Below are 13,690 nucleotides of genomic sequence, written 5' to 3' on the forward strand. Positions count from 1 at the left end.
AATCTATTTCTTTACCAATTCCAATACTATTTTAACCGAAGTTCCTTTTCCTTCTTCACTTTCTATCATCAGCCGTCCTGCGTTTTTTTCAGTCATAATGCGGCAAAGCTCAAGACCAAGACCCGTGCTTGTCCTTCCAGAAGTATCTTTTTGACGCACTGTCTTTCCTGATTTTATAGTGTCCAGCATTGCTTTATTAATTCCTATACCATTATCTTTTACAACAAGTTCTGCCTGGTTTTCATAAATACCGGCATCTATTTTTATGAAACCTCCATCCTGCGTAAACTTTATAGCGTTGTCTATAATATTGCGAAGCACAATCTTAATAGCGTTGGAATCTGCATAAACCTGTATTCCCTCAGGTATATTCTTATCCAATCTTATATCCTTTATTTTTAGCGCATTACCATAATTCACAAGAACCTGTTCAACAATGGAATGTAAAGGCAATTGTTCTTTTTTATAAAAGGAACCGTTTTTTTGTTCCAGTGACCAATATAATAAATTATCAAGCATGGAGTAAGTATTTTCTGTCATATTGATATTTAGGTCCAACTGCTTTTCCAAATCCGTAAGTTCATTCTTTATCAGGGCTTTCTTTAGTCTGAGGTTACTTTCTTTAAGCAAATACACCGGAGTACGTAAATCGTGTGCGATGATAGAAAAAAGTCGGTCCTTGGTTGCATTTAATTCATCAAGCTGTATATTTTGCAACGCAATTACCCTATTCTTTTTTATACGTTGGCTGTAAGAATACAATCCCACCAAAAGCAACAGCAATAAAACAGCAGCAATAGAAAAAAAGGTATTGCTTTGCATCCGTTTGGTATCGAGTTGCATTTTTTGAAGTTTGGCTTCTTTCTCTAAAAGTTGGATCTCCGTCTGTTTTTTATCGACAATAAACTTTTTTTCCTGTTCGGCAAGTCCCCAAATCCTATCCCTGTTCCAGATTCCTTCCAACTGTTCCACATATTTCTTATAAAATTCCAGCGCTTTTTTGGTTTGTCCGGCAGATTCCATAGCCAGAGAAAGATTAAAATAAATATCGTCTTTTATATCCACCGCTTCAGAAACCTCAGAATACAGAAGTGCCTTTTTTAGATGGTCAACCGCCAGACGATCTTTGTATTGCTCAAAATACAGGTCGCCAAGATTAAGATGGACAGCCGCTAGATTCAGACTGTCCTGAAACTTTCCATAAAAAGCGAGGCTTTTTTTATAATAAGACTCTGCTTTTTCGTAATCATGCTTATCAATATTGGCATAACAGCGGGCAATATTATTGTATATCGCACCCTGAAGTTTTTTATTGGCACTGAAATCATTTTTATGCAACAGGTCTAAATAATATTGAAGGGCATCTTCATATTGCTGGAGCTCAAAAAAAAGATTGGCAATATCAGAATAGAAACCAACATTTCCCGGAGGATTTTTTATGTTTTTACTAATTTTTTCTGCTTGTAGCATTGATGCCAGTGCCTCGTCTTTCAGTCCTTTTTTCCTGTAGAAACTTCCCCTGGCATAATAAGACAAATACAAAAGCGTATCATTCTTTGAAGTTTCACTGTAGACAGCTATAGATGCCAGTATAGAAGGAAGTACCTCGGAGTATTGCCTTTCATACAACTGTATGTGCATATTGTGAAAAGGGACAAAATCCGGTTGCTTTCTTCCGTCTTTTGTCCCTTTCATATTGTCTGTCAATAATGGGAGTTGCTTATTGGTATGGTGTCTGCAAATAGGGCATTGTTGCTTCAGTAATGATGCTACGCCAAAAGTTTCGTTTTGCCCAAATACAGTATAGCATCCAAAAAAAAAATAATTATATTTTTCATCTTTTTAAAATTTAGAAAGAGACGTATATATTCCCACGGTCTTTCCTCCTCTTTTTTTGCCACAACCACCCAGATTATCATCTATAGTAAGTTCAATAATATTATAAAATTCCTCCAGTTCAAATTCTTCTGTTTCTATATACCATAAATTTTCAACATCATCTTTTATATCTCCAATCCTATTCATGAATATTTTCTTTATTGGCAGTATTCCCATCATATGAATGCCTTCATCCATAAAAATATCTATACTTCTTTCGATAGAATCCGGAGAAACTTTTAGCAAACAGAAAATTTCCAAAGTCCATTTCTCATTGCCTGTATCGCTCTCACGGAATTTTGCATTGAGCAAAGGGGAATCAATTTCTAAATTTTGTTTCAGATCCGGAGCAACTAGTAGAACAGGGCGTTTAAACTTAATTTTTGTCATAACATAATTTTTTAGCAGGTTAAGTAATAGTAAAAATAAACAAATAAACTTTATTCCTTTTATCCTACCGTTCATACCTCCTGTTTTACCGCTCATGCCATTTTAGCCGAAAAGCCTTTTGAGTTGGGATAATATTGCCTTGTAAATCATTGAAAATCAATATTCATTTAAAAAAACAAGACAATGAAACCATCAATTGCTGAAATTCAAAAAGTTCTTACAAAAAAAGGATATGCCTTTTTTGACCAGAACAAGCCTTATAATGTCAACATTATTGGCATCCGAAGTAAAAATACCGTGGCTAATTCTTTTGACGACACTTTGTGCCTTGTTTACAGGGACGAGAGCCTTAGCCCACAAATTTTCACCTTTTCAGTTACTACCGATCCGGGATTATACTGGTTGAAAAATCCGACCAATGTTAATGGAACAGCCATTCTGGTTCCGGGACAATACAAAGGTTCGCATCAAATTGGACTCCATAAAGGCCAATATGAAGCTTTAGTACAAAAAGCACCTGTAAAAGTCTGGAGAGATGCCAATAAAGACGGCAAGTTAGATTTTTCCGGACCGCAGCACCAGGGTATTTTCGGAATCAACATCCACAGGAGTAATCCGGTTTCGGAATCACTGACAGTTGAAAAATGGTCGGCCGGATGTACCGTGTTCCAAAAAGTAGCCGACTTCCATTTTTTTATGAGTATCTGCAACAAGTCTAAAGGACTTTACGGCAATTCTTTCACCTACACGTTGCTGGAAGAATCCGACTTCACTACGAGTTAATAATTCTTAAATATTTTCATTATGAACATTGGAGACCAATTTAGGGGACTTCCTATGGAAGACCTTATCGGTGGGCCGTTATCGGCAGCCGTAAAGTCAAACACCGACCTGGCAAAATCTACTGCCGCGTTCATCAACGACATCGGTTTTGAAAAAGTAAAAGATGCCGACGGCTCAATTATGCCGGGGCCGGCACGTATGGTAGATTTCGTTTTCGAACGTCCGGGACAGGACAAGGAAGGAAATGCTACCGTTGAAGAAGTAAAAATGAAGGTGCCGATGCTTGCCATCGTACCCATTCCGAACCTACAGGTAGACCTTGTCGATATTACTTTTGACATGGAGGTTAAAAGCTCCACCAAATCTGTCGAATCTTCTGCTTCAAAAGGAGAATTCAGTGCTTCTATGAGCGCAAAAATTGCCTTCTTTTCTGTCAATGCCAGCGTTTCCGGGTCGATTTCATCGAGCAAAGAAAACACACGTTCCACAGACCATTCTGCCAAATACCATGTGGCCGTAAAAGCTACCAACCACGGTATGCCGGAAGGTTTGGCCAGAGTACTGGACATTATGAATGATGCTGCAAAACCACGTCAGATTGTAGCCTACAAGCCTAATGCCAACGGTGAAATCGAAAGAGGCGAAGACGGTAAACCTACAGAGCAAGGCAAACTTGTCAATGCTGACGGTACCGAAGTAACTCCTACTTCAGACACAAATTAATTAATCTATTAAGTTAACGCCAACTGCCATGATTCCTGACAATTCAAAAAAGACCACAATCGCAGAGATACGATATATCAAAAAAGTAACGATAGGTACTGTCAACCCAAGTGCGCCCTTTACAGACGATATGCGGGAAGATCAGTTGGCGTTGCTTAACAAATGCCTGTCACAGCATCCAAAAGGCATCATCATAGGAAAAGACATTTCTATCGGGAGCTTTAAGCTAGGCGAGCATGAGCTCAACATGCAGAGCACTACCTACCATGTTGGATTTGCCAGAAAACCTTACTGGCTTGATGAAAAATAACTTTAAAAAACACCCATACCATGTCGCAACAAAGATTTGACCATTTGTTACAGGCTATCCACAATGCTGCTTTAAAAGCCCAGGAAATTACGGAAGAGCAGCATATCATGCAGATAGCGAAATATTTCGATGAAGACGGAAAACCTATCACACAGGAAATTCAGGTACCGACTCTCGATCCGGATGATGACCCCGAAACAATGACTACGCTAAAGGTTCCTTTGCTAAGCCTTCTTCCTCCGTCTGCTATAAAAATCAAGGAATTGAAGCTGAGTTTCAAAGTTGGGCTTGGCAAAATAAAGATAGACCCGTCTGATAACAAAAACGGACCAAGCCTAGACATCGATATGGGCGGCGGTGGCGGTATTTTCGGTAAGAAACAGGCCACGGCTAAAGTTGACATCACCTTTGAGGCAGGAGATCCTTCGGAATCTTTTTTAAGAATCAATGACTATTTAGTCAAGAGTGTAATCTAAAAATCAATTACTAACCATTAAAATTAAAAAATTATGGCACTTATTTTCAAAAAGGGCTGGAACGAAGCCCGCAAAGACTATGTTAAAAAATATGGCAAGTACCAGGCCTTTCTGGACACACTTACTGAATCGCTTATTGTTGGCGCTTTTCGTAATGCCCGCAATCATTTTAGCGACCATTGGGTACTTGAGTTTATTGATATTGCTACTAACCCTGGCAGGGTTGAACAAGTTTCTATCGAACAAGGTTCGCATCAGCCGGAAGACCTTACAGGAGGAGGCTTTTGCCTGCATTTCACAGGAAGAGACAACTCGGGCTATGCTTTCCATTTCTATATTATCCAGAACCTGGACGGCACGCCGCGAATCATAGAAATTTCCTATCGTGAGAACGGGCAAACCGTTAACGATTACAGAAGATAGTTTTTCTCAAGCACAGCATAAAAACCCGTAGCGGGTTCCTCAAAAAAACATCCGGATGTAAAGAGGTTTAACTATTTGTTTCACCTAAAAAATATTGTCATGGGAAGCTTACTAACCGTTAAAGGAAAACATCATGAAATGCTTTATGTAACCAGCGTCAACAGACTGGCCCTGGATGATGAATTATGCATTTTCGCCATAGCCGATTTTTCTCAAAAAAATGGCGTGCCCTACCCTAATTGTGAAATCCGGCAAAAGGTCGATATCAGCAAGTATAAAGCCATCAACCTGGATGAATTGGCAAAGAACTAATACAAATTGACCATGAAAAAACATATCCTACTTTATCTGGGCCTATTCTATCTGGGCCAAACAGTTACGGCACAAAATATATGGTCGCTTAAGGAGTGTATTGCTTATGGACGAGCCAACAGTTTTGAGGCTTCCGAAATTAAAATACTCAACGCTTCCTATAAAGAAGACAGGAAAAGCATTCGTGCTTCCTACCTGCCGCAGTATAACCTTTTTGCAAACGGTGCTTTTACGGCCAATAACAATGCTGTTGCATGGAATCCGAATGCAGGTCTTGAAGTCAATGCGCTCCTTTATTCCGGTTTCAGGAAAAAACATGAACTGCAGAAAGCCGACCTGATAATCGCCCAAAGTCAATACAATATTGCTATAGCCGAAAACAACGTCGAAATGCAGGTGTTGTATGCCTATACAGAAGCCCTTACCAAAAAAGGTCAGTATCAGGTCTGTATCGATTTTTATGAAAAGACCCGGCAGCTTTACGATGAATGCAGTACCTCTAAATTGCTTTCTCCGGCCGATGGATATTTTTTTGAAGTTCTTTTACAGCAAGACTGTCAGGAAATTGAATCGTTGGAACAGCAATATGCCATAGCCTTGTTAAAAATCAGGCAGACCATCAATCTTTATGACGATCCAGATTTTGAAATTACAGAAATTCCATCATTTACACCAGGCCATACCACTCTTGACGTGGCTTATCCGCTGGCTCTTCTTGCCGACCCTGGAATCAGCAGTAATCAGCTTGATATTGATATTGCCCGTGAAAGCAGCCGGATTGCCAAAACTTTATTACTGCCTACTGTAAGCCTTCGTTACACGCCTTATTATGAGCTCCATAAATCAGGATTGCAACATTATGCCGGATTGCAGATTTCACTGCCCGTTTTCAATCGTACTGTTCAAAAAACAGCTATCGAAAAAGCTACCATACAAGGCTTGTTTCAGGAAAAACAATTGGACAACCAGAAAGAAATGCTTTGGAATGCGGTAGTGCTTATTATCAGCGAATTAAAAAACAGGCAGTCATTATATGAAATCAGCCTTACGACTTTAAAAAAATCAACACGTCTGCTAAATGACAGTGAAGAAAAGCTGAAGAATAAAAATATATATCCCGAAGCTTATCTGGTCGTACGCAACTGGAACAAACAATGCGCTCTGGATTCTGTTGCCTTGAAATATCAGACCATTACGCAGGCTAAGCTTCTTGATTTCTATACCGGAACCACCTTATAATTCAATACAGTCCTTATGAATGCAATAGTCGAAAAAATAAAAAACCGTTCCTATTTCCATGAAACGGACAGTATCGCCAGCGAAGACGTTGAAATCGTTTCATCTGAATTGGAAAAAGAAAAAAACAGGCTCCTGTTTGCAAGAAAAAAGCAGAACAAAACAGTCATGGAGCTGCATATTGACGATGAAATTAAATTGATGCTGGACCATATCCACAGAAAAAGTAACGACACTCTAGAAATTCCAACAGACGATTTAAAACTTTCTCAAAAAATCGAATGGCACGGACAACTTCAAAAAGTCATAGCTCCGGCCAGTCTAAAAAGTATCAAATATGCAACCCGATTTTGTGGAAATTTCCCAACAGGAAGAAGCTTTTTCAAATTCCCATTGACAAAATACTTTTTCGGCCTTATCATTCTTATGGCAATTGTGATGGCAGTTGGTTTTTGTACCAAAGAAACCCGATTGTTTACCGGTTACTATTCGTTCGAATTAACAGATACAGCTGTTTTGTATTTTATCAAAAGTTATGGCATTTCAACTGCCTGTTTAGGAAACCTGCTCTATTTGACCGCCAAACTTTCAAGACAAATCCATGAGGTTACTTTAACTGCAGAACGTATTCCTTTTTACCGAAACAGCCTTTTATTCGGGCTAATGGCAAGCAGTTTTATTGCGTTTAAAATCCCGGAACTTCTTTTAATCGAACTCACGCCTATTGGCTACCTGTTTATTGGTATAATTGCCGGACTTCTTATTGACATTATAAACCTGATATTCAAGGAATAACCTCGAATTTTTTCCTCATCGCAAGCCTATACGGCTAATTCTAACCTTAAAATTTTAAACATGAAAAAACTTTTTTTATGGTACTCCGGAACGGGTACCACAGCAGAACACATGCGTAATTTTTTCAACATTACCGCAAGCGACACCATCAAAATTGCCTATGTCGATGGTCTTGGAACTGAAAACAATCGTACAGAAAGCCAGACTCTCTCCAACAACCAGACCGGAAGCTGGACAGAATGGCTAATGGGCTTTTTTAGAAAAACAGAGCTTTTGCACGACCAGGCCTATGGCTACAAAGAAAAGCACCAGCTAGCCCAACTAGAGCACTATTTCAAATTACTGGAAGAAATTGACCCGGAAAAAGACAACCATGTAGAACTCATCATTGGAGGGCACAGCCGTGGTGCGGCTGCTGGTGTATTGGGCTTTATCACAGCCTTGTATTCCTGCTGCAAGGAAGGCAATACGCTGGAAGGCAGTCCTATCAAAAAAATACGAATCCTGGGCGTTGACCCGGTACCGGGCACCAAAGGCAATGACCTTTTAGGACTTGAATCAGAAACGGCAGAATTCAAGAAAAATCCAATTCTTAATATGCTCAATTTTATTGAAAGCAGCAGTAAAAAAGAGGATTTGTTCAGTGTAATCTATTATGCTGCCCGTTTTGATGCACGTAATGAATTCAAGGCAGACGATTACTGGCTTAATTTCTATAAGAGCCAGCTCCTGAACAAACAGATTGATACCGAATTCTACATAGGCGGATTCAGGCATTCAGCTATGGTTTTTGAAGATGATGAAATCAGTTCATTATACAATGGCAACGCACGTCCAACAGCTTTGATGAAAGAGCTTGTAAAACGTGAATTGGGTCTTCCATGCGCCAATATAGTCACCTTATATAACGGGCTGACTGCAACTGAACTGACGGCCTTGTCCAATCTGGCCAATGATACGGGCAACACAACTCTGATAAACCGCACGAATAAGAGCAGTTATGGTTCTGCTAGTGTGGTTTATACCGGAAGTTCATTGCAGGAAATCGTAAAAAAAATAACGGCCAACGGTACTAAAAAATCCGAACTCAATAAGGCAAACCTTATCAATAACAGATATCTAACCCTTTAGTCATTTTGAAATATCCCTATAACTTTTTTAGGGATATTTCTTTTTCAACCCCAATCCTTACTTCCATGAAAGAAAAACCTACTTCTAAACCGTATCAGTTTCCTAAAAAAGGAGAAGGAGCTTTTCGCGCTTATCAAAAAATCAGTAACGAGCTGACTTTAGACGGCAATGTGCAACTTGATTTGGGAAGCTTTAGCACGACTTCCATGAATCCACTTGCCGATAAACTCATTACGGAACAGCTTGGCAAGAATTTTATTGATTATAATGAATACGGGCAGACCAAAAAAATCCATGACAGAATAATAGGGATGCTATCCGGATTATTGCATGCTGCAGACCCCCATAATCCAACCGGAACCTCAACATTAGGTTCTTCTGAAGCCATACATCTGGCATTACTGTCGCACAAATGGAATTGGAAAAAAAGACGGGAATCTTTTGGTCTTTCTGCTTCAAAGCCCAACATCGTATACAGCGGAAATGCTCATGTCTGCTGGGATAAATTTGCACTCTATTTTGATGTGGAACCTCGCAAAATACCGCAAACATCACATGATTCATATCCTATTGAAGAAATACTGAAAAGCATTGACCAAAACACCATTTGTGTTGGCGCCATAGCCGGAAATACTTATACCGGCAGTATTGACCCCATTGAAAAACTCAATGATGAAATCATACGATTAAACAAAAAACACAATTGGGATGTTGGTATCCATGTCGATGCGGCCATTGGCGGATTTGTATTTCCTTTTATCAAAAGAGAAGTCAAAACCTGGGATTTTCGCCTGCCTTTGGTTCGGAGCATTAATTTATCCGGACACAAATACGGACTCGTATATCCGGGTATAGGATGGTTGATTCTCAGGGAAGCTGCTGTATTGCCAAAAGAACTGATTTTCACGTCTCATTATCTCGAAAAGCCAATAGAAACCTATACTCTTAACTTCTCGAAAGGAGCTTCGATGATTCTGGCACAATACTTTTCCATACTGCAGCACGGAAAGCAAGGTTATGAAAAAACAATACGCGATTACTGTAAAACCGCAGATGTTATACGAAAGAGGCTCCGCCGGTCAGGCCACTTTGAAATCATAGACGAAGGAATACTTCCTGTAATTGTATTCAGGCTAAAAGATGTAAAAGAGGATATGCTAACCGCCTTATTGCTCAAGCTCCGTTCTAAAAACTGGATGCTTCCGGCCTATCAGATTCCGGGTATTTCCAAACAGGAAACGCTTCTGAGGATTGTTGTAAAAGAAAATATCAGTCCTGAACTTGCCCAATTGTTTTGTGACGACCTGATTTACAGTTATGAAACCCTTAAAAATGACTAAAATGAAAACTATCCTGTCACTGGTTCTCCTGTTGTTTTCCCTGTTTCCAAAGGCACAGGCGTCTGAACCTGCAAAACAGAAGGATGCCCCGCTTGAGGTAGCAGTATCCATACACCTAAACAAAATATACGACATCAATTCCGTCAACCAGACCTATATGATTGACGGCTATCTGGTCTTATCGTGGCATGACTCAAAACTGGAAAAAAAATATTGCCGGAAGTATGGCAACAAACTGGTGTATGAGAATAAAGAATTTCCTAAAGACATACTGGTTCCATCCTTTGAATTCATCAACATTTTAGGCGACAGGGAAATTATCAACAGACGTCTGATTGTCAATTCCGACCAAAATCTTATTTATAATGAACGTTTCCATGGCCGATTTACAACTCCTATGGATTTCCATAAATATCCTAATGACAAACAATGTTTTACAATCCAGTTGGAATCTTTTTCTATGGAAAAGGAAGACCTGGTATTTGTTAATCCACAGCTTTTTCCAAAGGTTCTGGACGCGTCATATATGGAAGAATGGAACATTCTGGATAAAAAAGATTATGTCAACGAAATGATGTACAACCATCTGAGTGCCAACAAAAAAGGAGAATCGTTTTCGCGTTGCAATTTTGAAATTTTTGCACAGCGCAAAATCGAATATTATTTATGGAAGGTTTTTCTTCCGATAGGCTTACTGGTTGTTGCTTCCTGGCTTGTTTTCTGGGTAAAAGATTTCGCCAATCAACTAAACATTTCTTTCACACTAATGCTTACCATGGTCACTTTCAATTTCTTTACCTCATCATTACTGCCTACTTTGCCCTACAATACTTTTATTGAAATTGTCATCATTTCAGGATATATCTCTATTTTCCTGACACTGATAGCCATTATTTTTACCTATGCCTATTCAAAAAACAAAAGAACAACCGTAAAAATCAATAACTTTTTTCAGGTATTTTTCCCTTTGCTGTATATCCTCTTTATTATTTTATGTGTGATTATCATTTTTGTTTAGATTAATCTACTTGCTAAAAACAACAAACTTTGCGACTCTGCGTCTTTGCGTGAAATAGTTGCTCGCAAAGACGCAGAGCCGCAAATTACAAAGCATTCTCTTTTGCAAACTTTAAAAGCTCGGCAAGATTCCGGGCCTGGCATTTGTTCAGCAAATTTCTTCTGTGGGTTTGAACAGTCAGATAGCTTAGAAATAAAGTATCTGAGATTTCCTGTGTAGATTTGCCATCTGCCAATAATAATAGTATTTCTTTTTCCCTTCGGGTCAATCTGGGAACTGTTTTTAAATCATGGATATTGGTTTTCTGTACAATTCCCCTAACTTCATTGCTAAAGGCCAATTCGCCTTCAACAGCTTTGTGGATACAGTTTTTGAATTCTTCCAGTGAAGCACTTTTTAGCAGATAACCGTTAGCACCGTTTTTAATCATCTGAAGAACGATGCTCCTTTCTGCCTGGCTGCTCATGGCAAGGATAATAATTTTAGGAAAGCTCTTTTTTATTTTCAGGCACAAATCGATTCCGTTGGCATCCGGCAGAAAAATGTCCAGCAAAATAACATCTACTTTTGCCAATCCTCCATATTCCAATAATGCAGCTCCGGTTTTAAAACTTCTAACGATTTCAACTTCTTTTGACTGCGAGAAAACTACCTGCAAACCTTCACTGACTATAGGATGGTCATCTACGATTATTGTTTTATAAGGCTTTGTGATTGTCATGTCTGATTAAATAGATAGTTCAATATTAAATGCTGTTCCTTTTTCGGCAGACGAATCAATTTCCATTTTCCCGTTAAGCAGCTCCACTCTGCTTTTTAAATTTTTCAATCCCTGTCCGTTAAAACCATCCATATTTTTACTGTCAAATCCAATACCGTTATCTTCAACAGTAATAAAAAACGTCGACCGGTTCTGGTTGCAATCTACTAAAATATCAGTACCTTTTGAATGTTTCAGTGCATTGTTAAGGAGTTCCTGCACTATCCTGTAAATAGTAATCTGTATACTTTCGGGAATATCCTTACTGATATTGTTGGCATGGAAATCAATCTGTACCTCATCTGTCTGCAACATATGGCACAAATCATTGAGGGCATGTTCCAATCCTAATTTGAGAAGTGATTCCGGAATCAGGTTATAGGAAATCTGTCGCAATTCCGTAATCGAATTGTTAAGCAATGTGTTCATGCTTTCAATTTCGTTCAGGTCTACAGTTTCTGATGCTGAGTTTACTTTCATAAATCTCATTTTTAATGAGGATAGCATACTTCCTATTCCATCATGAAGATCTCTGGCAATTCTTTTCCGTTCTCCTTCTTCTCCCTTGATCATGGCCTGCATGACCTCAATCTCTTTCTGGTCCTTGAGACTTTTTAAGTTCTGTGCGTAATTTTTAGCATGCTGTACGGCTATTTTTTTCTGGTTCTTTGAGTTGATCCAAAGGAAAATAACCAATAACAATAATAAAACCGATAGGACTACCAATAAACCGTAATACAACTTATTATTTTCTGCAATAAGCTTATCGCGTTCCCGCTGGGCTTCTAACTGGGCAATTTTCCGCTCGTTTTCAACTTTGTTGAATTTTGCCTCCAACGCAGTTATCTTATCTTTGGAATATTGTTCGTTGAGGCTGTCGCTAAGAACAATATATCTTGATTTATATTTGTATGCATTTTTGATATCTCCCAGTTTTTCAAAGGCATGGGCCAGTTCCAGAGTATATCTTTTTTCGTCAACAGCAAGAAGAGAACCGCTCTCAATGAGATCCGACAACATATTTTTGATGTCCTCATACCTGTTCATTGCTTTTAATGGGTGGTATTTGACAAGCTTCAGACGATTTGCAGAATATATATCATTAAAAAGCATGCTGTTTGCTATTCCTTTATCATAACTTTTTAATGCATTCTCATATTGCTTCATCTTATAGAAATAATAGCCTTCAGATAAACAATAGCTTGCGTTCATGTTAGACTTTGGATAATCTTTTATTATCGCATAAGCTTTATCTAATGATTTTTTGGCCCCGGTGAGGTTTTCAAGATGGCATAGATTTTCAGCATCTATAATATAGATTTCTGCCTTAGTCTCTTTATAGGTATTAGACGATTTAGATGCTTTTTCAATATATTCTTTTGCAGAATTGAGATACTCTTCTGCCTTCTCCCGCTCGGTATTGTTCATAAAAATAATACCAACCGACTTATACAACCCACTTAACGCCTCATAATCTCCGCTTTTTTTGGCTAACGGCATGGCTTCTTCAATGAGCATTCGCATTGCCTCCTTTTCGTTGTTTTTAATTTGCTGTATTATGGACAGAACTCTAACGATATAGGCCCGCAAGGCATACGCCTCTTTGGTCTGGTATTTCTTAAGCGTTGTATTGGCAAGATTTAATTGTTTTCCTAAGTTTTCGATATCTCCTTTAATTAAATAAGCAGTGGAATTATAAAAAATACCAACATCTTTTAAAAAAGGATATCTGGGAGCAATTTTATTGGCAATGGCCAGGTATTCATCTGCCAGTTCATTTTTTTTGCTTCTTCTGTATAAATCAGCAAGCCTGAAGCTGGTAATACACTTAATACTGTCAATTCGTGTGGTTTTAATAACCTGCACAAGACTATCCGTATAGGACTGGTCATCATCAAGCATGTAAACTCTTTGGGAGTATAATGCCTGCGAAATCAAGAAGATAAACGGGAATAATAATTTGTTTTTCATAGCCTCACAAAAATATTAACTTAAACAACATCTTCTGTTAAATTTTTAAATTTTTGATTAAAAAATACCTGAAATCAGGTAGAAAAATATACCCGATTTGAGGTATTGGAAGCCAGATACTGCCCATCTAACTTTGTAACACAA

General features: G+C 38.6%; 15 protein-coding genes. 11 read left to right on the top strand and 4 right to left on the bottom strand.

The features are described from left to right. Positions 1-3 precede the first annotated feature (3 nt). Together BGO88_RS03045 and BGO88_RS03050 are read right to left on the bottom strand one after the other, a co-directional pair. Positions 4-1,695 (bottom strand): tetratricopeptide repeat-containing sensor histidine kinase, encoded by a 1,692-nt coding sequence (locus tag BGO88_RS03045; RefSeq protein ID WP_286705925.1) that lies wholly within the window; start codon positions 1,693-1,695, stop codon positions 4-6. Between the two features lie 147 nt (positions 1,696-1,842). Next, a complete protein-coding gene (locus BGO88_RS03050; RefSeq protein WP_286705926.1) occupies positions 1,843-2,364 on the bottom strand; it encodes a hypothetical protein in 522 nt (173 codons plus the stop codon). Between the two features lie 87 nt (positions 2,365-2,451). On the opposite strand from BGO88_RS03050, the gene BGO88_RS03055 reads away from it, so the two are divergent. From BGO88_RS03055 to BGO88_RS03105, 11 genes are all read left to right on the top strand, one after another. Continuing rightward, positions 2,452-3,051 (top strand): hypothetical protein, encoded by a 600-nt coding sequence (locus BGO88_RS03055; RefSeq protein ID WP_101471934.1) that lies wholly within the window; start codon positions 2,452-2,454, stop codon positions 3,049-3,051. Positions 3,052-3,072: 21 nt separating this feature from the next. Beyond that, positions 3,073-3,774, top strand: a complete 702-nt coding sequence (locus tag BGO88_RS03060; protein ID WP_082482210.1) for a DUF2589 domain-containing protein — start codon at positions 3,073-3,075, stop codon at positions 3,772-3,774. A 28-nt stretch (positions 3,775-3,802) separates the two neighbouring features. Further along, positions 3,803-4,084, top strand: coding sequence for a hypothetical protein (locus BGO88_RS03065; RefSeq protein ID WP_056071227.1), 282 nt, complete (start codon positions 3,803-3,805; stop codon positions 4,082-4,084). 20 nt (positions 4,085-4,104) lie between these two features. Then, positions 4,105-4,560, top strand: a complete 456-nt coding sequence (locus BGO88_RS03070; protein WP_056071224.1) for a DUF2589 domain-containing protein — start codon at positions 4,105-4,107, stop codon at positions 4,558-4,560. 33 nt (positions 4,561-4,593) lie between these two features. Further along, positions 4,594-4,983, top strand: a complete 390-nt coding sequence (locus BGO88_RS03075) for a hypothetical protein (RefSeq protein WP_286705927.1) — start codon at positions 4,594-4,596, stop codon at positions 4,981-4,983. A 99-nt stretch (positions 4,984-5,082) separates the two neighbouring features. Next, positions 5,083-5,295: a hypothetical protein gene (locus tag BGO88_RS03080; RefSeq protein ID WP_286705928.1), complete on the top strand. Its 213-nt coding sequence runs from the start codon at positions 5,083-5,085 to the stop codon at positions 5,293-5,295. A 12-nt stretch (positions 5,296-5,307) separates the two neighbouring features. Then, the gene (locus BGO88_RS03085) at positions 5,308-6,534 is read left to right on the top strand and encodes a TolC family protein (RefSeq protein ID WP_286705929.1); all 1,227 of its coding nucleotides are present in this window, start codon (positions 5,308-5,310) and stop codon (positions 6,532-6,534) included. A 15-nt stretch (positions 6,535-6,549) separates the two neighbouring features. Beyond that, complete coding sequence (locus tag BGO88_RS03090) at positions 6,550-7,326, top strand: hypothetical protein (RefSeq protein WP_286705930.1); 777 nt, start codon at positions 6,550-6,552, stop codon at positions 7,324-7,326. 60 nt (positions 7,327-7,386) lie between these two features. Beyond that, positions 7,387-8,457: a hypothetical protein gene (locus BGO88_RS03095; RefSeq protein WP_286705931.1), complete on the top strand. Its 1,071-nt coding sequence runs from the start codon at positions 7,387-7,389 to the stop codon at positions 8,455-8,457. A gap of 65 nt (positions 8,458-8,522) precedes the next feature. Continuing rightward, on the top strand, positions 8,523-9,797 hold the full coding sequence (gene gad, locus BGO88_RS03100) for a glutamate decarboxylase (protein ID WP_286705932.1): 1,275 nt from the start codon (positions 8,523-8,525) through the stop codon (positions 9,795-9,797). 1 nt (position 9,798) lies between these two features. After that, on the top strand, positions 9,799-10,815 hold the full coding sequence (locus BGO88_RS03105; protein WP_286705933.1) for a ligand-gated ion channel: 1,017 nt from the start codon (positions 9,799-9,801) through the stop codon (positions 10,813-10,815). Positions 10,816-10,900: 85 nt separating this feature from the next. Here BGO88_RS03105 and BGO88_RS03110 read toward each other — a convergent pair whose 3' ends face one another. Both BGO88_RS03110 and BGO88_RS03115 read right to left on the bottom strand, forming a co-directional pair. Further along, a complete protein-coding gene (locus tag BGO88_RS03110; RefSeq protein WP_286705934.1) occupies positions 10,901-11,536 on the bottom strand; it encodes a response regulator transcription factor in 636 nt (211 codons plus the stop codon). A 6-nt stretch (positions 11,537-11,542) separates the two neighbouring features. Beyond that, on the bottom strand, positions 11,543-13,546 hold the full coding sequence (locus BGO88_RS03115) for a sensor histidine kinase (protein WP_286705935.1): 2,004 nt from the start codon (positions 13,544-13,546) through the stop codon (positions 11,543-11,545). Between the last annotated feature and the right edge of the window lie 144 nt (positions 13,547-13,690).

Source organism: Flavobacterium sp. 38-13, from assembly GCF_001899155.1.
Classification (GTDB): Bacteria; Bacteroidota; Bacteroidia; order Flavobacteriales; family Flavobacteriaceae; genus Flavobacterium; species Flavobacterium lindanitolerans.

Coding starts and splice junctions, on each gene's coding strand:
- BGO88_RS03045 (WP_286705925.1), bottom strand. CDS start 1,695: ATGAAAGGGACAAAAGACGGAAGAAAGCAACCGGATTTTGTCCCTTTT.
- BGO88_RS03050 (WP_286705926.1), bottom strand. CDS start 2,364: ATGAGCGGTAAAACAGGAGGTATGAACGGTAGGATAAAAGGAATAAAG.
- BGO88_RS03055 (WP_101471934.1), top strand. CDS start 2,452: ATGAAACCATCAATTGCTGAAATTCAAAAAGTTCTTACAAAAAAAGGA.
- BGO88_RS03060 (WP_082482210.1), top strand. CDS start 3,073: ATGAACATTGGAGACCAATTTAGGGGACTTCCTATGGAAGACCTTATC.
- BGO88_RS03065 (WP_056071227.1), top strand. CDS start 3,803: ATGATTCCTGACAATTCAAAAAAGACCACAATCGCAGAGATACGATAT.
- BGO88_RS03070 (WP_056071224.1), top strand. CDS start 4,105: ATGTCGCAACAAAGATTTGACCATTTGTTACAGGCTATCCACAATGCT.
- BGO88_RS03075 (WP_286705927.1), top strand. CDS start 4,594: ATGGCACTTATTTTCAAAAAGGGCTGGAACGAAGCCCGCAAAGACTAT.
- BGO88_RS03080 (WP_286705928.1), top strand. CDS start 5,083: ATGGGAAGCTTACTAACCGTTAAAGGAAAACATCATGAAATGCTTTAT.
- BGO88_RS03085 (WP_286705929.1), top strand. CDS start 5,308: ATGAAAAAACATATCCTACTTTATCTGGGCCTATTCTATCTGGGCCAA.
- BGO88_RS03090 (WP_286705930.1), top strand. CDS start 6,550: ATGAATGCAATAGTCGAAAAAATAAAAAACCGTTCCTATTTCCATGAA.
- BGO88_RS03095 (WP_286705931.1), top strand. CDS start 7,387: ATGAAAAAACTTTTTTTATGGTACTCCGGAACGGGTACCACAGCAGAA.
- gad (WP_286705932.1), top strand. CDS start 8,523: ATGAAAGAAAAACCTACTTCTAAACCGTATCAGTTTCCTAAAAAAGGA.
- BGO88_RS03105 (WP_286705933.1), top strand. CDS start 9,799: ATGAAAACTATCCTGTCACTGGTTCTCCTGTTGTTTTCCCTGTTTCCA.
- BGO88_RS03110 (WP_286705934.1), bottom strand. CDS start 11,536: ATGACAATCACAAAGCCTTATAAAACAATAATCGTAGATGACCATCCT.
- BGO88_RS03115 (WP_286705935.1), bottom strand. CDS start 13,546: ATGAAAAACAAATTATTATTCCCGTTTATCTTCTTGATTTCGCAGGCA.